Raw genomic sequence first — 18,764 nt, forward strand, 5'->3', positions numbered from 1 at the left:
AGGTGACGGTAATTGTAGTGCTAAGCTTATATGTAATATATTTGAAAGTACTAGTTTACATAATATTTTAGTTTACATAATCTATAGTTCATAAAAATTATACCGGGCCAGGTATCCAGCTTATTGTATATGACAACAAAATTGTCCTTTGGAATCCAGGTCGTCTGCCGGATGAATTGAGCGTTGAAATGCTTAAAGATAAACACCCATCATATCCCCGTAATAATAACATGGCCGAGGTTTTTTTCAAAGCCGGTTATATTGAGGCCTGGGGACGTGGAATTTTCATGATTATGGATACATGCCGTAAAGCCGGGCTACCAGAGCCAGCTATTGAAGAAGTAGCAGGTGGCATTCAAATTACTTTCTTGAAAAACACGCTCCCAGGAGAATACTTCAAAAAGTTTAAACTAAATGAGCGACAAATAAAAGCGTTAGAATTTGTAAAGGAGAAGGGAAGTATTACTAACACTGCCTATCAAACAATTAATAATACAACAAAAAAAACTTCTACCAGGGATTTACAGGACTTAGTTGAAAAAGGTTTGTTAGAAAAATCAGGAACAACGGGAAAAGGGACTTTTTATACCGCATCTAAGCGGAAGTAAAGGGGACATAGGAGACATAAAGGGGACATAAAGGGGACATCGTGTATTCAGCCAATAAGTCACAAATTCTCAGTAGTTTCCAGCTTCCAGGGTAGCTTTTAGACGGGTGACCAGGTATTCGGCTTCAACATTTAACGCCTTAGCGAGTTCGAGCAGTGTTTTTATCGTGGGTTGGCGAAGACCCCGTTCGTACATGCTAATGGTTTGAACATCCAGGTTGCAATATCCTGCAAGTTGAAGTTGTGTTATATCCTGTTTCTCCCTTTCCTCCTTCAACACAATGCCGAAAGCCTGTTTTATGGTCATGGACGAAACTAGCTATCCGGCAGATTAATTTACTAGAACTATAGTATGAGTTATTGTGATTTTTAGTTATATTAGACTATTAAATATTATTATTTAAATAAATGAAGTTTAAAATTTTTCCTTTTAAATATAGTGGATCTTTGATTTAACCAGGCCCGGCCATTAGTGCCGGGTCTGAATTTTTACCAGGAAATATGAACAAAAACAAATACTTACATCAAGGGAACCTTGAATTATTGAAAGATGCTTACGAGGTTCAAAATTATTATTGCCTCTTGCTGAAGAGGAGAGTTTCCAAAGAGGCCGGTACTTACGAAAAAAGCAAATATTACCAGGACATGTTGGAGGTCATTAGCAGTACTGACGAACTATGCAGCCACGTAAAAAATCTCAGGAAAATGGGTTTATTACAACCCGAACCCTGATCCCCCGAGATAAGTAACACGGGGCGACAATGCGTTTAAACAGAAAAGGGGAGCCTGGTGCTCCCCTTTTCCCTGGCTACTCTCTTTCTACCACTATTCGCCGGGTTAAGATTCCATCCCGGTAAATTATCTTAAGTATATAATGCCCTCCTGGTAAACTCCCCGTATCAAGATGAACCTGCCTGTTTGAAGTACTGATAGTAGTTACCCTTTCGCCGTAATTGTTATACAGCTCAATGGAGTAGGGTCCGACATCCCTTGCTTGACCTGTCTGCTCCACGGTCAGAGTCCCGGTACTTGGATTAGGATATTGATTAAACAATTCAACACCTGGGGAAGTTACCGCACTGAAACGGCGGCAAGGAAGAGGATAGGCTGTAAAACCAGTAAAACCACTGGAACCACATCCGTTGTTTACATTAACTTCCAACGGGCCACCCGCAGGTTGACTTGAGGATGGAGTCAACAATCTTATGGTATTGTCATTTTGAGATACAAATATCCAGTTACTCGGGTAATTCCAGCTATAAGTGTACCCGGGCTGATGACCCAGGGGAACCTTGGCAGTGTAAACATATTCCGTGCCACGACATACGCCGGCAGTCCCCAAAACGGTAATTTGGCTTGTCCTGAATAGTCCAGCCTGGACGTCCTTGGAGAATGTAGCAGTTGTACTGCAGAGACCAGTGTCTACATTTGATATGGTAGCAGTAATCGTTCCTGTTCCATTTCCAGAGCCTGCGTATCTTACCGAAACAGAACTGTGCGTTGAGGAAACAATGGTAAGGTTAGGGGTAGTACTCCATACAATGTTATGAGGTGCATTGGTCAAACTGAATGTCCTGGTGGTATTACAAACGACAAAAACATCATCCTGAAAGAAGTATGGGGCATTGATTGTATTAGTTGTTGTCACATTAGGATCAATGGTAAGCCAAATACCTAATAGTTCATCGTTGTCTATAAACAGATTACCATCCTGATCGGAACCATTCCAAGAAACATCTAACCGCCCACTCCAACTAATTGTGGGTGCGCATCCGGTACGAGCACCCGTCAAATGGCCCACCACTCTTCCGTTTTGATCAAATGTTGGTCCTCCCGAAAATCCACCTTCACCAGTACCGGAATTGACTGAAAGTTGCCAAAGGCTCCCTCCAGGATAAGCAACTAAAATCCCACTGCATCCCGTACCAAGGCCAACAGGATTATTATTGGTTAGGGCATTATTGTAGGTAGAAACTTTCATTACATCACCTGCAGGATGACCAATATATGCGCCTGATGTTGGTACGTTATTGCCTCGATCCCATCCCAAATACTTCATACCAGTGTTAACATCTCCTCTGCGTCTCTGGGTCATTTCAACCAGTATTGCGTCCGAGGGGAAATGTCCGGCTCTAAATGTACTTCCCTGAAAGGTAAAGTAAAGACTGGGATTTGGCTCGCTGACCGGGCAGGCAGGACTTTTATACTGAAAGCGAAACATCCAATCTTCAACCTGGTTAATTTCACCATTGCTCAGAACTCCATTGGAAAAGTCACCTTCGCTGCAGGGATCTGTCATATTGGTACTAATGTCAGCGCAATGAAAGGCGGATAAAATGTTGGGGGTGTAGTCCTGGCAGCCATGGTTAAGTAAGCTTCCGGAGCATATCCGGGTATAGTCTGCCAAGAGTATCATGGCCACACCGTCTGACTCATCCTGCCAATTGCTACCTTCGGCAGAACAATTTATATCATTATTACACGACTGGGCATCACCAAAAAATGCCAGTTTATAACCATGAATGACTTTGGAAACTTCCAATACACTTTTGTTTTTGCTAGCCTTGGGCTCAAGTAACTCCAGTATAATAGATTGTCCGTAGATCAGATCGGAACTGAACTTTCCGGAGGGTGTCATATCCCTGGAAGTAACCGGACCATATATGACAGTTCTTTCTTCATTATAAATGTACAGCTCACCGTTTCCAGGTATGAACAGTTTTTTAAAAATAAGATTAAGGGAGAGGGCCTTCTTCGATGTAATTTGCAATTTCCAGATCCTGGCACCTTCCATGTCATGCCATTCCCCTGAGTTGGCCAGGTTGTAATTGACATCTACCGCTTTCCCAAACCTGTAAGGCATTCCGGATCCTTTTTCTTTTTCATCATCCCTCAAAACCTGTGTGAGGTCAACATTTAATTCTTTTTTTGCTTTGACCTTTTCAGTACTGAAAACTCCTTTTTCAGCAATTTGGCTGGCCTTGAAAATCCTGGTCGGCACCTGTGCGGTGGTCCCCAATGGTACTAGGAAGATAAAACAGAGGTATAACTTTTTCATAACTGGAAGGTTTAATAGGTGAAAGGTTAATTATTGAATTTTAAAATCCACCAGCAGATCAAAGGGCATGAAGTGTTTATTTTCAATTCGTAGTGAATGGGTGAAAGAGGAAAATAACCATCAACCAAGCTTCATCAACCGTTAAACACAAGGTCTTTATATCTGACTTCAAATTTATGATGTTAAATCTGATTTAGCAACTATCAAACCTGACTCACAAAACGAAGGAATAATCTTCACCAACATCAGTATTCACCCACCCACCTTGCTTTTGTAAAACGTGCTTATTTTAACGTTGTACCAGCCCAGTTCGTTCACCGGCATTTGCTAATGCCGCATCTTTGAAGGGAGCATTGCCCGGGAAGAAATAAGCCAGGTTTAGCATGAAAGTGGGGAATTCACTCTTAGGCAATAAATTTCAATAAAGTAGCTACCAACCCATTAGCGATTATGCCGCCTACAATCCATTTCACAAGGTCGTATTTAGCTTTGGTTACTACTGCTTCTACGTTTTCCTTAGTCGCTAATTCAGAATGCGTATCTTCAAAAATTTCGGCAATCACCCGGGCTTGTTGTTCTGAAAATTTTACGCTTTCTAATCTTGTAAGTATCTCTGTTGTTTTCATTCAATGTTATATTTTTCTATCAATTCCCACTTGGAGAAGATTCAATTTTCACACTATCACTACCGTCCATGAGCTCAGCCAGTCCATGACTTGTTCCTGATTCACCGTTGTTTACTTTCGCCACAAGTTCATTAACACCCAGCCCCTGCAGATACTTTAAAAAATTGCCAATTGTATAATTAGTCTGTCCTTTTTCAATTGCAATGATCTGGTTGCGTTTTAACCCGCACTTAAAAGAAAGGGCATCTTGTGAAAGATTCCTTTTTTTACGAAACATCTTAAGGCGTTGGCCGATGGATTTTCTGTCGAACATAATGCAAAGGTAGTAAAAATAAGGGAGTGTTACAATAAATGAACGTAACAGTATTATAACCTTTGGAGAGGGGGGAGAAAAAACACCTCATCGCTGAAGCCGGTGAACTTACTCATCCACAAGACCCGGAAAAAGGTTATGCCGCATGGCGTTCCTGCTAATGGCTCAGTCAGATAAACGGGAAGTATTCGAATGGCTCCTTCGCGAAAAGATCATCGATGCGCGAACGGGCTGCCATAAAACTTCGCTGCTTAGCCAGGCTATTGAGTGGGACGAGCCGGAGCTCGTGAAGCTTTTGTTACAACACATGCCGGCTCCCGGAGAAAAACACGAACCGGTACAATCAATGCCTTATACCCCTACCAATGTGGAAGAAAGCATTATTTATACTATCCGCTTGAATGCGTCACAATGCTTTTTTGAATTGGTCAAAACACATGATTTCGATCCTACCCGGCTCCCTGTTGATGATGTAAGGTGGATAGAAGGCCTCAAAATTCAACAATGGTTCTTGGAAAAAGGTCTAAAACCGGAATCTGTCAATCATTTTCATAACTTCCTGCAAAATGCCCTCATGGCAGGAGATAACAAACACTTTCTCGAGTTATTGAATGCTTACGATACCAAAGACGTGAGGGTTGTCGGAGAAGAGATGATTTGTTTGCGAGGAAAGCTCAGGTATAATCATTACACAAAAACTGCCAAACATTCTCTTTTTTAAAAAATTGCTTTCGGTAAGGAAACATTCAGAGACCTGTAAAGGTAACCAGACCAAACCAGTTGTTTGAGTATTTGTTTTTCCAGGTGCCTCTATTTGGCTCAAAGGCTAACTTAAAATGTTTTTTTACGGTCCGGATGGGCCGTATTTGATTTTGAGCCAAACTTCAGATCATTTTTCTGCAATTTACAAAGTAGCCAGCTTTACTGTCTGCTTCAGATGACCGCAGACGTACTCCAGTAGTGCACAAGGATCTGCTTCAATAGCCACGGCGATCTGGTATAACTCATCGGCCCGGAGCTTGGTTGCCGTATTAATAGAAAGTTCACTTAGTCTTTGCTTGCTGATTCCGGTTCTTCGTGATATCTGGGACTTGTTCACAGCTCTTTTGTTCAGGTATTCGCCCAATTTGGTCAATTTTTGTTCCGCCATAGTTTTAATAGTTAAAAATCATAATCTGTATAATTATATAGGTTTTTTGGACTAACATGAATATTTTCTTTACAAAAATTTTTAATAGTCAATATTTTATGTATATTTGACACGAATATTATTAAAGATGATTGAGTATAATCAAAAAACGAATCAATTAAGCATCAAAATTCCGATTTCGGGAATACATGAATTATATGCCTACCAAAAAAGTATCCTGGCGGTATTGAGTCACATAGAAATCGACGATTGCAGTCCGGCTTTTCTCGAAAATCTAAAGGCAGTCTACCGGCTTTTAAACCATCTCACCATTGACCCGGCGTTTTTATCTGAGCATAGTGAACTTTTTCCCGAACACAGCGACTTGCACAAAAGACACCTTCAGGAAAAAGCCAAAGAGCCATAAGAGCATGTCTGCCAAAACGTTGCAGACACGTCGGCATTGACGGCTTTTCCACCAAAAAGGCCAATGTGCCCTATAAATTGAATCCGGCTTACTGAGGCAGGATCAGCTTACATTATTAACCAGCTCAATCAACCGGCAAAAAGGTATACACGCAATTTTCATGAATTTACAAGCTTACATTTTTAGCCAACAGAGATGGTGGTATACAGTACTGATTTCGCCCCTGCTGTTTTCCTTTTGCCAAAGCACCACGTCAACAGAGGATACTGAAACCGAAGAGGCGACACCGGAATTTCATTGTGACCCGGATTACTTCGATTTTACCTTTGGGGAAGTCTCCTTTAAATCAAACCCAAAGGACTCGATACCACTAAAATGGGAGTATTTTAATGATGAAAGGTATGACCATGATAATTTTGATATGGATTGTGAGTGCCCGGAATTTCTCATTGACGAGGATGACGTGCATTACTTCTCTTTTTTTCTGCATCCGGAGCAAGACCTGCAGATAACCATCCGCAAATATTGGGTCAACTGGTCAGGGCATGAGTTTCACACCGGAGGTTATGACTTTAACGCGAAAAAGCTGTTTGAAAACCCCAGGATACGGTTTCAGCTCACTGATAAAAAGACCGGGTGCCAATATCTGACAAAACAGGGCCGGATCTATATCAGGCATTTTAGATTTGAAAAATGCATAAAAGCGGAACTTACTGCCGAATTGGAAAGTCAGGATTGTGGTATGGTGGTTCTCAAAGGAACATTTAACGCCAATTATACCGGGCTTACCCGTTCTGAATAAAACCGGCTAATTAGGAAAGGTATAGCGGGGCCCATATTTTTGATGCATGAACTTAAAGTAATAGAATAGTTTATAGTTTAATTCTATGCCATAATCGATTGTAAAATCATAATTGATGATTTCTGTAAACGGGCTTCGCCGCCTGTGTCTGAATGCTGTCACTTTATCATTCCAGTCTGACACATAAATTCTGTTTTTGGTTTCATAATAGGATTTAGTGTAAAATCCTATGGGCCGGGCATTGGTAACCATCCAGCTTTCAAAGCCAGGCTCATCCACAATGAGTTCATATTGCGGTGCTTCTTCCTCTCTTGGCCCCACAATATTACTGTCCTGTACATAGAACCTCGATGGACCTGTACCCACACATCCAGTCATAAAAACCAGTAACCAAAAGCTTAATAAATACTTCATATCATTCACCGCTTCACGCTATTACAAAAGTGAAGCTTTGGCATGAATTAAACAATGATTGAAATCACCATCCTGAGCAACAACCCTCCACTTTTGTGCATTTTGTCATACCTACAGGTCATATAATTACTTATTTTTGCAAGGTATTATTATGCTTTAGTTATGTTTAAAAGGGGTTGTTACGCTTTCGGGAGTATTTTGTTAAAGTTATTTGTTTTTACCGTTGCTTTATCCATTTTCTATGCATGTGGCACCGGTGAGGTCGTCAGGACAGAAAAACGTGTATTATTGGTGAGTCAACCGGCAGGCAACTCATCAGTAAACACCGGGCAATGGAAAAAAGTGATGATGGAAAATAAGGGGGACCTGTTAATTTACCATGTCAATAATTTTGACAGCATTCCTGAAGATAGCATCAAACAATACAGTGCAGTGTTATTCTTTGGGCTTCAGCCACAGCAATTTAACAAGCAGCAACAGGCGGAGGTACAACGCTATGTACAGGCAGGGGGTGGTTTGATACTGATTAATCCTGAAACCAATCATCAATATTACTGGCCCTGGCTCGATGGCATGAGCCAGGCTTTTAAAGCAACCACCGTACAAAACAGCAAAAACCTTGTAAACGATGAAGACCCGGGGTATGGGCTAAAACACTATGACGGAGGCCGTGTTGGCTTCATGTACGTTGAGGACAACGCTACACTATCGGCCGAACTGAAAGATCAACTGTTTAAAAACCTCGAATTCGTTATAGGCGACAATACTTACAACTACGAAAATGCCCGCACCGGCAGGGCGCCTTCGGAAATGAGATTCGTAAAAAAGGTATTGGACGATCAGGTAAATGAACCAATGGATATGACCATTTTACCGGATGAAAAAGTGCTTTTTATTGAAAGGGAAGGGGCTATCAAATTGTATAACCCCCAAACCCGGTCTACCAAACAAGTGGATCGCTTCGAGGTAACGACAGCGGGCAATTATGAAGATGGCATGCTTGGAATTGCCCGTGATCCATTGTTTGAATACAACAATTGGATTTACATTTATTACTCACCGGTCGATCCGGTGCAAAAACAAAATCTTTCACGATTCAAATTCGTGGGAGACTCCCTCATCAGATCCACAGAAAAAATCGTACTGGAAGTGCCGGTGCAAAGGGAAACTTGCTGTCATTCGGGAGGAGGTATTGTGTTTGACGACCAGGGAAACCTTTATCTTTCAACAGGTGATAATACCAGCTCCAAAGAATCAGATGGTTACTCTCCGCACGATGAGCGGCCGGGAAGGGGGCCCTTTGATGCGCAGAAATCTTCTTCCAATACCCACGATCTCAGGGGCAAGATTCTTAAGATCACCCCTACCGCCGACGGCGGTTATACAATACCGGATGGCAATCTGTTTCCAAAAGACGGTTCAAAAGGACGGCCGGAGATTTATCTGATGGGGTTGCGTAATCCATTCCGTTTTACCGTGGATCCTTACACAAACTTTGTGTATTGGGGAGATGTGGGCCCTGACTCGGGACGTGATAGCAGGCTCGGCCCTCAAAGCTATGATGAATTCAATCAGGCTCGTGAACCCGGATTTTATGGCTGGCCTTATTTTGTGGCAGATAATAAGGCTTATCCCAAACTTGACTTTGCCACCGACAAGATAGGGCCCGCCTGGGACCCTGAGCGTCCTGTTAACAATTCACCCAACAATACAGGAAATACCATATTGCCGCCAGCCCAAAAACCTATGATCTGGTATCCCTATGGCAGGTCCGATGAATTCCCAATGCTGGGCAGGGGTTCGAGAAGCGCGATGGGTGGGCCTATCTTTTACACAAAGCGGTATGATCAAAATTCAAAAGTTAAGTTTCCGGAATACTATAATGGAAAATGGTTTATATACGATTGGGCACGGAGTTGGATAATGGTAGTAACCATGGATGAAAACCATGACCTGGCAAGTATCGAGCCCTTTCTCTCCGGGGTACGATTCGACAAGCCCATTGATATCGAATTTGGACCGGATGGGGCTATGTATATACTTGAATATGGAGCTAACTACTTTACCGACAATGACGATGCCCGGCTTTCAAAAATTGAATACAACCCCCTCAACACAGCACCTGTTGCCATAGCCACTGCCGACAAGCTGGTGGGTGCGGCGCCCCTCAGAGTCAGCTTTTCAGCCCACAAATCATTTGACTACGATGCCGAAGATTCCTTGAGCTATGCATGGCTGTTTACCGGTGAAAATGAGGAGCATAGCAATGGCATCAGTACTGATTTTACCTTTGAAACACCCGGAAGCTACATCGCTAAATTAATTGTAACGGACTCTAAAGGTGAGTCCGAGACGGCCGAATTGAAAATTGAGGCAGGCAATGAAATGCCGGTCATTGCGATTAACTTTTCAGGTAACCGGTCTTTTTATTTCGGCAGCAGTACCATTAATTATGAGGTCAAAGTAAATGACAAGGAAGATGGCTCTACGGAAGGCCGGCAAATTGCAGCCAGCGACGTAGGCATACAATTCAGTTATCTGCCTCATGGCAAAGATCTGGCACTATTGGGACCGGAGCAGTTTTCCATTCCTTCACCATTTACCAAAGGCAAAAACCTGATTGAAAACAGTGATTGCCGATCTTGTCATTCCAGGGATCAGCAGTCAATCGGGCCGACTTATCTGGACATTGCCGAAAGATACCAGGGCGATAAAAATGCCATTGATTACCTTGGCAAAAAAATTATTGAAGGAGGCAATGGAAACTGGGGACATAGCCTGATGGCTGCCCACCCCCAACATACGCTTGAGGAAACGGGTGAAATGGTAAGGTATATACTCTCTTTGCCTGGTGAGGGGGAGAAGAACACAGGAGGCCTGCCACTTACAGGTATTGTGGAAACCAAAGCCCCTACCGAACAGGAGGAAGATGGTGCCTATGTGTTCAGCGTAACTTACCAGGACCAGGGCAGTGGTACAATTAGTCCGCTAACTGCAAGGAAATCTATCCTTCTCCGTCATCCTAAAAAACAGGCGGAGGATTATGATGAAATCTCAGGAGCTAAAAAAGAAAGGCCCGGCGGAGGCAACTTGTCATATGTCAAAACTTCAACGAAGGGGAGCTATCTGACCTTTCATCAAATCGATTTGTCCCAAATTAATACAATGACTTTCCACACAAGATCGAACACCGCCTCCCATATCAGTGTAAGAACCGGTAACAGCGAGGGCATTAAGGTAGGTAACATTCTCATTGAACCTGCCCATGACCAGAGCTGGAAACCCAAAACACTAAACATTAATCCGACCGAAGGTATTCATGACATCTACATTGTCTTTGACGGACCAGTGGAAGATCAGCATTGGTTTATGTCATTGGACTGGATCAGATTTGGGCGATGAGCGTGTTCTAAGACAAATGTAAACAAGTAAGGGCTATTTTTTTATAAGTAGGCGCGATGGAGAATGGGCAATTGACAGTTGAAAATTGACAATCATTTTAGGGTATGCACCCTTGGTTCCGCGATGATGAAATCATTGTATCCTCTTATCATTGAGGGTATGGGATAGGGCAAGCTTCGGTGGTTTTTGTGTAAGGTTTTCAACAAAGTTCTTTGTGTGTCTTGGTGTGTTAACTCAACAGCAAGTAAATCAAAATAGTAATTATCACCAATCCTATGGCCATGTGCCGGGTATACCGCCAGGGCGTAAGTTCTACCTTTCCGGCATCGGCGGGCTGGTAAAAGTTTTTATTCGGATAAAAGTAGGAGACGAGGTACATCACCCCTATGTTTAGCAAAAACTCTATTCCCCAGATGTGAACAAAGTGCAGGTCAATCTCAAGAATAAAAGTTGTGATGAGATAAAAAGCCATGCCAGTAATCAGGGCTACCTTGGCGGCCATTGCCGAAATGTCTTTAAGAAAAAACCCCGCCAAAAGAACAGAGGCTATAGGAATAAAAAATATGCCATTTAATTGCTGCAACAGTTGATACAACCCATCAGGGGCATTGGCCATCATCGGCGCTACCCGGATCGCAACAATCGCCAGGACTGCAGAAGTTACCCGGCCTATCCATACCAACCTTTTTTCACTGGCATGTTCGTTTATATGCCTTTTATAGATTCCCACACTAAACAGCGTAGCCGCACTGTTAAGTACGCTGTTGAAAGTACTAAGCACCGCACCCATGACTACCGCGGCAAAGAAGCCAACCAAGCCGACCGGCAACACTCTTTTTACCAGCTCCGGATAAATATGATCCTGATTGTTATAATAGCTGTCCTGAAAATAATAGAATCCGATCACCCCGGGTAAAATGATAATTAATGGGACAAGGATTTTAAAAACACCGGTCAGTAGTAAACCTTTCTGTGCCTCCTTCAAATTGGCAGCCCCTAACGCACGCTGAACGATGGCCTGATTCATACACCAAAAATAGAGCTGATTAATAATCAACCCGGTAAACAACACCTCAAAAGGCATAACCGAATCAGGCGCTCCCATTACATTGAACTTATCCGGGCTATGTTCATATACGCTTACCAGTCCTCTCCAGATATTGTTATCTCCAATGTCCAGGAGCGCGAAAACCGGAACGAGCAGCCCTCCAATCAATAAACCGTAACCGTTGATGGTATCGGAAAATGCCACGGCCTTCAACCCTCCGAAAATGGCATATACCGAGCCAACTATGCCAATCACCAACACTGTCAGCCGAAGTCCCCATGTATTGTTAACATTCAACATGGCGGATATGTCAAAAATACTTTCCATATTAATAGCCCCTGTGAATAAAACTATTGGCAACAAGGTCACCACAAAGGAAATGATCAGAAACAGGGCAACTAATGTACGGGTTATGCCGTCAAACCGGTACTCCAGGTATTGCGGAATGGTGGTAAGGCCCATCTTGAGATACCTGGGCACGAAATAAACCGCACAAACCACCAGCGCCAGTGCTGAAGTCACCTCCCAGGCAATGACAATAAATCCATTTCTGTATGCGGCGCCATTCATGCCTACTAAATGTTCAGTGGAAATGTTGGTAAGCAACATCGAACCGGCAATGATTACGCCTGTGAGACTTCTTCCCCCTAAAAAATAACCGTCAGATGAGTTGAGTTTTTCCTTCCGGAGTCTGTACCAGGAATAAATGGCCACAAATCCAGTGAAAGCCAGAAATGAGAGGAGTTTTAACATGCTGGAGTTAATTTATTAAAAAATTCATCCACAGAAAAATTAACAGGTAAAATTACCAATCAGTCTGAAAGCCGAGTCCCGGGCCGGGGGTATTGATTTACGTTTTCCGGTGCCTCGTGCCTCTATCGGTAGTCCATGAAACAAATTTCACCGAAGTCATAGTATGACTTTGCGCCATGCCATGACTGCTTTCTGAGCATTAGCCGGAGAAATCATTAAAAACCAAGTACCGGAAATTAACCAGGTCCGTTCAAATAACTGACGAGATAAAAAGCTTATCAGCCGGTCTACCTGGGATTCACTAAGCTTTTCAAGGGCCTGATCAATTTCTTCCTGTTGGACTATCGGGTTTTCTGAATCCGGATCACTGTGGTAGGCTAACAATTTAGTACTATCTACGTCCAATTCAAAAGAACAACACAAAAATCAATGATTGCCAAACCAAAAACGGCGTGAAATTTCAGCAAAAAAAATTAAGAGATGTAGCGGGCTTTTACCTGCGCCTGATATTAGGTTTCACTTTACTATCAGCCCTGGCAGCAGGTGAGTCGGCAAAAAGGATATTCGCCCTAGGTGCCTGGGAGGAATCCCCTTATTTTTCTGAGGAAGAAAAGGCCGTTTTAAAACTTACAAAAGAGATTACGCCCATCTCGGATTAAGGGGTATCGGATGACGTCTACGGCAGGGTACGGAATTTGTTCGGGGAACAGTATCTGGCACATCTCATACTGGCCATCGACACCATCAATAGCTGGAACCGGATTGTTATTTCCACAAGACTAGGGCCCGAATAATTTCCCCATGAACTGCAAAGATCGATGGCAGGAATTGCAAGAAAGATCAGCCTTTAATAAATTTGATCATGTTGTTTGTAAAAAGGGTCCTTTGCGGGCCTCTTTTCGTCAAACGCCGAATGAATATAAAGGAAGTTTAGAAGGAACAAGACCTGCTTCTAAAGCCAGGTAATGAAACCTTTGACCAGATTGATTCTTACACAAGCCCGATGAGGTTCTTTTCGGTCTGATTCCTCAATTAATAGAAGGGCTGATTAAACTTAGGGGACAAGTTATTTGTAGTATCATTGGAGCTTTCCGCTGTTTCATGATTTTTTTGGTGGTACTAAAACAGAAGAACTATGAGGATCTTAAAAACTTTTTTCGTGGCAGTATTAATAAATCCGTGTTTTGATGCGTGGTCGTTCCAAAGTCAAAATAACTCATGGTACCTGGGAAAAATTAAACTTAAAGACAGCACCACTCTCTCCGGGAGGATAAATTATCAATTGAAATACAACGTTTTGATGCATAAAAGCCAAGGGCAGACCAAAACATATACCGCCAACATAGTAGATTATTTCGAGGTGCAGGACAAGGACTTCAAAAAAGTAAAACGCTATCATTCCATACCGGTAAAAATCAGGGAGAATAAAGTCATCCCGGAATTTTTTGAGGTGATTATCCGGGGCAACATGACTTTGCTTAAAAGGGAAGTGCAGGTGAGAAAAAGAATGGGAAAAAGGACTGTTGTCAGCACCGTGGACCGTTTTTATTATATGGATAGGTCCGGATTCGTTCAAAATCTGGTGCCTACGAAAAAGAATATCCTTAAATTAATGGAGGCCCACGCCCAGGAAGTGAATGAATTTATGGAAGACCTCGATCTTAATCCCAGCAAATCGGCTCACCTGAAACAACTATTTATATTCTACAACAGCCTGAGCCAATCTTCCGGCTGAGTTCGCTAATTCAGGTGTCCATCCTTTTACGAATAAAAAGGTATTTAAAGTGGAAACGGTAAAAAACTGTCTGACGATCACGTATTCGTGTGGTATGTACGGTTATTCAGGCGAAAACGGGATCCACGACGCATGAAATACCTTCAGGAAAACCGTACGGTTTCTTTGATCAACGCAGCGGCTAACGGTGACCTGGACGAAATTAAAAGACTTCAGGCCATGGGTGTGGATCTCAACCAGGCAGATTACGACGGAAGGACAGCCCTCCACCTGGCATCTACAGGAAATCAGTTGGATACAGTAACATACCTGAAGGATCGACTGCCCCGAACATTAGTCCGCCCCTTCCGGGTAGTAATCATTCAGGCACCCTTGGCCTGACTTTCACTGTTTCTACCCAATGCTTTGCTTCCACGCCGGTAAAGTGCTTAATCTGGTGCCTGCAACTAAAACCGCAGGCCACAATCGTATGATCGGCTTTCAGCTCATTTATAGCGGGGAACAAAACCGAAGCTCCAATTTTTTCCGAAAGGTCATAGTGTTCCTTTTCGTAACCAAAAGAGCCTGCCATTCCGCAACATCCCGATGGTATTTCCATAGCTGTGCCCCCTGTTTTATCATAAACAGCCATCATGGCACCTGTTCCATATAATGCTTTCTGATGGCAATGGCCATGTACGGCAACCTGACTGGCTGTTGACTCAAAAACCACATCCAGTTCACCCGATGCAAGGGCCTGCGCAAGAAATACATCGATCATCATTACTCCTTCTTTCAACTGCTTTCCCAACGTCTCGTCATCCAGCAGGTCCGGGAGATCATCGTTGAGCGCAGATGCACAGCCAGGATCGCAAACTACAACTTTCAGCCCCTGGTCGAGGTATTTTTTCAGGGCTGTAGCCGTTTTCTCCCCTTCCTGCCGGGCCTCTCTCAAAAACCCATGTGATATCCTGGGGCGCTGGCAACAACCTGCATTGGCAATGATCACCTCATAACCGCACGAGTTCAGCAATTGCAAAGCGGATCTGCCGATTTCCGGTTCGTGAAAGTTAAGATAGGTATCTGCAAACAATACCACTTTCCTGTTACCCCGGTTTTGCCCGTTAACATTTTTTTTGACCCAATGCATAAAAGGTTTACTGGCATAGGCCGGTAACGTTCTTCTTTTGTCAAATCCCGCCAGCTTTTCGAGCATAACACGAAACAGACCGGTGCGTTGTATTATGTTGACAACACCTGCTTTCCAGCCACCGATTTTAGCAGCCATTTTTGTAGAATCCCTGATTAGCCTGTCCCTCAGGGTGGTGCCATGGCTGTCATAATATATCTGCAATGTATCACTTTTCATTTTGGCCATATCTACATTGCTGGGACATTCGGATTTGCAGGCCTTGCAGGACAGGCAAAGATCCATCACCTCATGCAGCCGTTCACTCGCCAGCCCCGCATCATCGAATTGATTGGACATAGCCATCCTCAAAGCATTGGCCCTACCACGGGTGGAATGTTCTTCATCACGTGTGGCTTTAAAGCTCGGGCACATCGTACCGCCTAATAATTTCCTGCATTCCCCCACTCCCGTACACATGTGTACCGATCCTGCGAATCCGTTTTCTTCACGGTAATGATAGGCTGTTTTAACAGGTTCATCTTTGTACTGAGCCCCATAGCGAAGGTTTTCCTGAATACCCTGAGCCTCCACAATTTTTCCGGGATTCATCAGGTTATCAGGATCGAACAGTTGTTTTACCTGCAGGAAGGCCCCATAAAGTTGTTTCCCAAAAAAAGCCTGATTGTAGGCACTTCTTACCAAACCATCTCCATGTTCGCCACTCCATGAACCTCCATACTCCACCACCAGCCTGAAGGCATCGTCTGCAATATTTTTCAACTTTTCTATGTCCTCTTCCTGCCGCAGGTCCAGAATCGGCCGTACATGGATCACTCCAACGCTCGCGTGAGCATACATAGCAGCTTCAGCTCCGTGCTTTTTACATACTTTTAACACCCTGTCGATGTATTCCGGCAAATTTTCCTGCGGAATACCAGCATCTTCTATAAAAGGCAGCGGTTTCTTTTCACCCTTCAGACCAAGCATCAAACCCAGTCCTTTTTTTCGCACCACCCATACATCATCATAAGGTTTACCCTCAGGAAATAGCGGATAGGCATACCCGAGCCCTTTCGCCTTTTGATCCGCAATCATAGCTTCTGCCCGACTCATTACCTCCTCCCGTGTTTTCCCGTAGAATTCCACAATCAGTATGGCTTCGGGATCGCCTTCTATAAAATGGCAATGCCGTTGGGTAGTAAGATTCTTTTTGCTCAGGGTTATCACAGTGTCATCCAGAATCTCTACCGCTGAAGGCTTAAATTCAAGTATTGGCGCCACTGCTCCTATGGCCTCTAATAGCCGGGCATAGTGGACAACACAAACGGACTTAAACTTTGGTAAGGGCTCAAGGTTAAGCTTAAATTCCAGCGATGTGGCCAGCGTCCCCTCACTACCACAAATAAGCTTACTCAAATTCCAGTTACCATTATAAACAAACTCATCAAGGTTATAACCCCCGACCCTTCTCATCACCTTGGGAAACTTTCGCTCGATTTCTTCCCTATGTGCTTCAATAATTTGTTGAAAGCCTGTATAAATCTCCTCCTCACGCTTTGTTCTTCCTTCATTTTTGTTGACTTCGTCTTTTGTAAGCTCCCTGAAATGCAAACCGGTACCATCTGCCAGCAAAACTTTGGCTTCAAGGACATGGTCTATCGTTTTGCCGTACAAGATACTTTTAGTGCCAGAGGAATTGTTGCCTACCATACCTCCTACATTGGCCCTGCTGCTGGTAGCCGGATCGGGGGCGAAATGCAACCCATGTGGTGCCAGGGCCGCGTTCAGGTCATCCCTTGCCATTCCCGGCTGTACCCTCACCCATCTGTCCTTCACGTTTAGCTGTATAATTTCCTGCATATATTTGGAAAAATCCAATACCAATGATTTACCGACAGTTTGTCCGGCAAGGCTTGTCCCACCTCCCCTCGGTAGAATCGACACACGATGCTCCCTGGCTAGCGCCACCGCTGTTTTCACATCCTCCTCATCCCTGGGCAAAACAACCACCACAGGCCTGATTTGATAAATGCTGGCGTCTGTAGCATACATGCCCAATGAATATTCATCACTTAATACATCCCCTTTGATCCGGTGCGCCAATGCTGTTATTAAATCCTTACTCATAAATGAAATGAATTTAAGATTTCCAATTTAGTTTTCAGTTAGACCCGTCCCTCTGTCCGACAAGGTGGTAACTTCAGATTCACCACTGTTTGCTTATCAGCCATCGCCCCACCCCACAATCTTCTATAAATTTAGCGGATAAATTATTGATCTGGTATTAAAACCGGGTTTTAATGGGGCATAGAGCACTTGTTTATCTTATCCGATCTTGATGTGAGGATAGTTGAGAATCGAATGAGTGGCGCAAAAAAATGCAAAGACTAGCAATATCACCTTTTTGGGCGGGTGATCTGATGCAGGCCGGTCATGGGGTTTTACCCTGTAATCAGAAAGCCGTCAGCGTTTTTTCTACATGAGCTAAGAAACCTGAGGCGCCATCCTTTTTATACTCGGTACGAAGCAACACATTTTCGTTTTTGTCGATCACCAGTACCAGCGGAAAGTGGCCTTGATTATTAAACTTTTCCGCCAGGGTCTTATTGTGTTTGGCCTGCTCGACGTTAAGAAGGTTCTTTTTGTGTTTAGGAAAATCCAACCTTAACAAAATCAGGTTTTCTTTGGCGAATGATTTAAAGGCTTCTTGCTCAAATACATCCCTGGACAATTCGATGCTGGGTCTGCTCCAGTCAGAACCTGAGAAAAATATTAAAATGTGTTTGTTTTCTACCTTCGCCTTGTTTTTGGCCAGCATATAATCTGTCATCCAAATGTTCCCGTTGGAGATGGTCTCGGTAGCCGGACGGTTGCTGATGTAAATTAATAATATGGCAATCAAGCCGAGTATCTTGAGTACCAGGTTTCCCTTACGGTCCATGAGTCAGTTTCCCTTTGGTTGTTTGCGATTAAAATCAACGCAAGAATAATATCTGAAAACGGAATAAGCAATTATTTTACATCAATAATTCATTTTTATTTATATTTATCTTATCAAATGCGCGTTTACCCTATAAAAGTTAATCAAATGTCACCTCCTTTGTTTAATAGTATGTCATTAAACGAAAAAATCAACCTGTTATACAGGGAGGGAACTTTTATTGTCGCTATCAGATATTACCGCTACAAAATTAATCTGTACCTGCTGAATAATTTTTATGTGGAAGTATTTTACAATCACAAGCTGGATAAAATCGAGAAGATAGAACTACTTAAAATATCCAGCAAACGAATCAAATTTTACACCGATCAGATCCGCTTACCTGAAAACCTTTGAAA

The 18,764-nt window shown here is 43.2% G+C and carries 20 protein-coding genes and 1 pseudogene; 11 read left to right on the forward strand and 10 right to left on the reverse strand.

Features of this window, described 5'->3' with window-relative positions:
• The first annotated feature begins 113 nt into the window (after positions 1-113).
• Entirely contained in the window at positions 114-608 is a 495-nt protein-coding gene (locus AC04NP_RS10845; protein ID WP_482859953.1) for an ATP-binding protein, read from the forward strand.
• Between the two features lie 69 nt (positions 609-677).
• Here AC04NP_RS10845 and AC04NP_RS10850 read toward each other — a convergent pair whose 3' ends face one another.
• On the reverse strand, positions 678-914 hold the full coding sequence (locus tag AC04NP_RS10850) for a helix-turn-helix domain-containing protein (protein ID WP_482859768.1): 237 nt from the start codon (positions 912-914) through the stop codon (positions 678-680).
• A 194-nt stretch (positions 915-1,108) separates the two neighbouring features.
• Between AC04NP_RS10850 and AC04NP_RS10855 the strand changes: the two genes are divergently transcribed.
• The gene (locus tag AC04NP_RS10855; RefSeq protein WP_482859769.1) at positions 1,109-1,339 is read left to right on the forward strand and encodes a hypothetical protein; all 231 of its coding nucleotides are present in this window, start codon (positions 1,109-1,111) and stop codon (positions 1,337-1,339) included.
• A gap of 76 nt (positions 1,340-1,415) precedes the next feature.
• On the opposite strand, the gene AC04NP_RS10860 is transcribed toward AC04NP_RS10855, so the two are convergent.
• The 3 genes from AC04NP_RS10860 to AC04NP_RS10870 all read right to left on the reverse strand — a co-directional run bounded on the left by AC04NP_RS10860 (position 1,416) and on the right by AC04NP_RS10870 (position 4,604).
• On the reverse strand, positions 1,416-3,665 hold the full coding sequence (locus AC04NP_RS10860) for a T9SS type A sorting domain-containing protein (protein WP_482859770.1): 2,250 nt from the start codon (positions 3,663-3,665) through the stop codon (positions 1,416-1,418).
• Between the two features lie 404 nt (positions 3,666-4,069).
• Positions 4,070-4,291: a hypothetical protein gene (locus tag AC04NP_RS10865; RefSeq protein WP_482859771.1), complete on the reverse strand. Its 222-nt coding sequence runs from the start codon at positions 4,289-4,291 to the stop codon at positions 4,070-4,072.
• 19 nt (positions 4,292-4,310) lie between these two features.
• The gene (locus tag AC04NP_RS10870) at positions 4,311-4,604 is read right to left on the reverse strand and encodes a helix-turn-helix domain-containing protein (protein ID WP_482859772.1); all 294 of its coding nucleotides are present in this window, start codon (positions 4,602-4,604) and stop codon (positions 4,311-4,313) included.
• Between the two features lie 145 nt (positions 4,605-4,749).
• On the opposite strand from AC04NP_RS10870, the gene AC04NP_RS10875 reads away from it, so the two are divergent.
• Positions 4,750-5,325, forward strand: a complete 576-nt coding sequence (locus AC04NP_RS10875; RefSeq protein WP_482859773.1) for a hypothetical protein — start codon at positions 4,750-4,752, stop codon at positions 5,323-5,325.
• Between the two features lie 183 nt (positions 5,326-5,508).
• Here AC04NP_RS10875 and AC04NP_RS10880 read toward each other — a convergent pair whose 3' ends face one another.
• Positions 5,509-5,754, reverse strand: coding sequence for a helix-turn-helix domain-containing protein (locus AC04NP_RS10880; RefSeq protein WP_482859774.1), 246 nt, complete (start codon positions 5,752-5,754; stop codon positions 5,509-5,511).
• 127 nt (positions 5,755-5,881) lie between these two features.
• On the opposite strand from AC04NP_RS10880, the gene AC04NP_RS10885 reads away from it, so the two are divergent.
• A complete protein-coding gene (locus AC04NP_RS10885) occupies positions 5,882-6,160 on the forward strand; it encodes a hypothetical protein (RefSeq protein WP_482859775.1) in 279 nt (92 codons plus the stop codon).
• Between the two features lie 160 nt (positions 6,161-6,320).
• Positions 6,321-6,962 carry a hypothetical protein gene (locus AC04NP_RS10890; RefSeq protein WP_482859776.1) on the forward strand — a complete coding sequence of 214 codons (642 nt, stop codon included), beginning with the start codon at positions 6,321-6,323 and terminating at the stop codon, positions 6,960-6,962.
• 6 nt (positions 6,963-6,968) lie between these two features.
• Here the strand turns inward: AC04NP_RS10890 and AC04NP_RS10895 are convergent, their stop codons facing one another.
• Entirely contained in the window at positions 6,969-7,376 is a 408-nt protein-coding gene (locus tag AC04NP_RS10895) for a DUF6146 family protein (RefSeq protein WP_482859777.1), read from the reverse strand.
• A 162-nt stretch (positions 7,377-7,538) separates the two neighbouring features.
• On the opposite strand from AC04NP_RS10895, the gene AC04NP_RS10900 reads away from it, so the two are divergent.
• On the forward strand, positions 7,539-10,778 hold the full coding sequence (locus tag AC04NP_RS10900) for a PQQ-dependent sugar dehydrogenase (RefSeq protein ID WP_482859778.1): 3,240 nt from the start codon (positions 7,539-7,541) through the stop codon (positions 10,776-10,778).
• A 229-nt stretch (positions 10,779-11,007) separates the two neighbouring features.
• Here AC04NP_RS10900 and AC04NP_RS10905 read toward each other — a convergent pair whose 3' ends face one another.
• Positions 11,008-12,579 (reverse strand): solute:sodium symporter family transporter, encoded by a 1,572-nt coding sequence (locus AC04NP_RS10905; protein WP_482859779.1) that lies wholly within the window; start codon positions 12,577-12,579, stop codon positions 11,008-11,010.
• Positions 12,580-12,735: 156 nt separating this feature from the next.
• Complete coding sequence (locus tag AC04NP_RS10910) at positions 12,736-12,963, reverse strand: hypothetical protein (protein ID WP_482859780.1); 228 nt, start codon at positions 12,961-12,963, stop codon at positions 12,736-12,738.
• Between the two features lie 68 nt (positions 12,964-13,031).
• On the opposite strand from AC04NP_RS10910, the gene AC04NP_RS10915 reads away from it, so the two are divergent.
• From AC04NP_RS10915 to AC04NP_RS10930, 4 genes and pseudogenes are all read left to right on the forward strand, one after another.
• Positions 13,032-13,238, forward strand: coding sequence for a hypothetical protein (locus AC04NP_RS10915; protein ID WP_482859781.1), 207 nt, complete (start codon positions 13,032-13,034; stop codon positions 13,236-13,238).
• Between the two features lie 476 nt (positions 13,239-13,714).
• Positions 13,715-14,314: a hypothetical protein gene (locus tag AC04NP_RS10920; protein ID WP_482859782.1), complete on the forward strand. Its 600-nt coding sequence runs from the start codon at positions 13,715-13,717 to the stop codon at positions 14,312-14,314.
• A 46-nt stretch (positions 14,315-14,360) separates the two neighbouring features.
• Positions 14,361-14,450: pseudogene (locus AC04NP_RS10925) on the forward strand (hypothetical protein); the annotation flags it as partial.
• On the forward strand, positions 14,447-14,695 hold the full coding sequence (locus AC04NP_RS10930) for an ankyrin repeat domain-containing protein (RefSeq protein WP_482859783.1): 249 nt from the start codon (positions 14,447-14,449) through the stop codon (positions 14,693-14,695). The pseudogene AC04NP_RS10925 and the gene AC04NP_RS10930, both read left to right, overlap by 4 nt.
• Here AC04NP_RS10930 and AC04NP_RS10935 read toward each other — a convergent pair.
• Together AC04NP_RS10935 and AC04NP_RS10940 are read right to left on the reverse strand one after the other, a co-directional pair.
• On the reverse strand, positions 14,673-17,552 hold the full coding sequence (locus AC04NP_RS10935; protein ID WP_482859784.1) for an FAD-binding and (Fe-S)-binding domain-containing protein: 2,880 nt from the start codon (positions 17,550-17,552) through the stop codon (positions 14,673-14,675). The two genes, AC04NP_RS10930 and AC04NP_RS10935, sit on opposite strands and share 23 nt — an antisense overlap.
• Positions 17,553-17,877: 325 nt before the next feature.
• Positions 17,878-18,366 (reverse strand): thioredoxin family protein, encoded by a 489-nt coding sequence (locus AC04NP_RS10940; protein ID WP_482859785.1) that lies wholly within the window; start codon positions 18,364-18,366, stop codon positions 17,878-17,880.
• A gap of 171 nt (positions 18,367-18,537) precedes the next feature.
• Here AC04NP_RS10940 and AC04NP_RS10945 point away from each other — a divergent pair, with 171 nt between their 5' ends.
• Positions 18,538-18,762 (forward strand): hypothetical protein, encoded by a 225-nt coding sequence (locus AC04NP_RS10945; RefSeq protein ID WP_482859786.1) that lies wholly within the window; start codon positions 18,538-18,540, stop codon positions 18,760-18,762.
• Positions 18,763-18,764: the final 2 nt, after the last annotated feature.

The sequence above is a fragment of the Agaribacillus sp. DX54 genome (assembly GCF_056858335.1).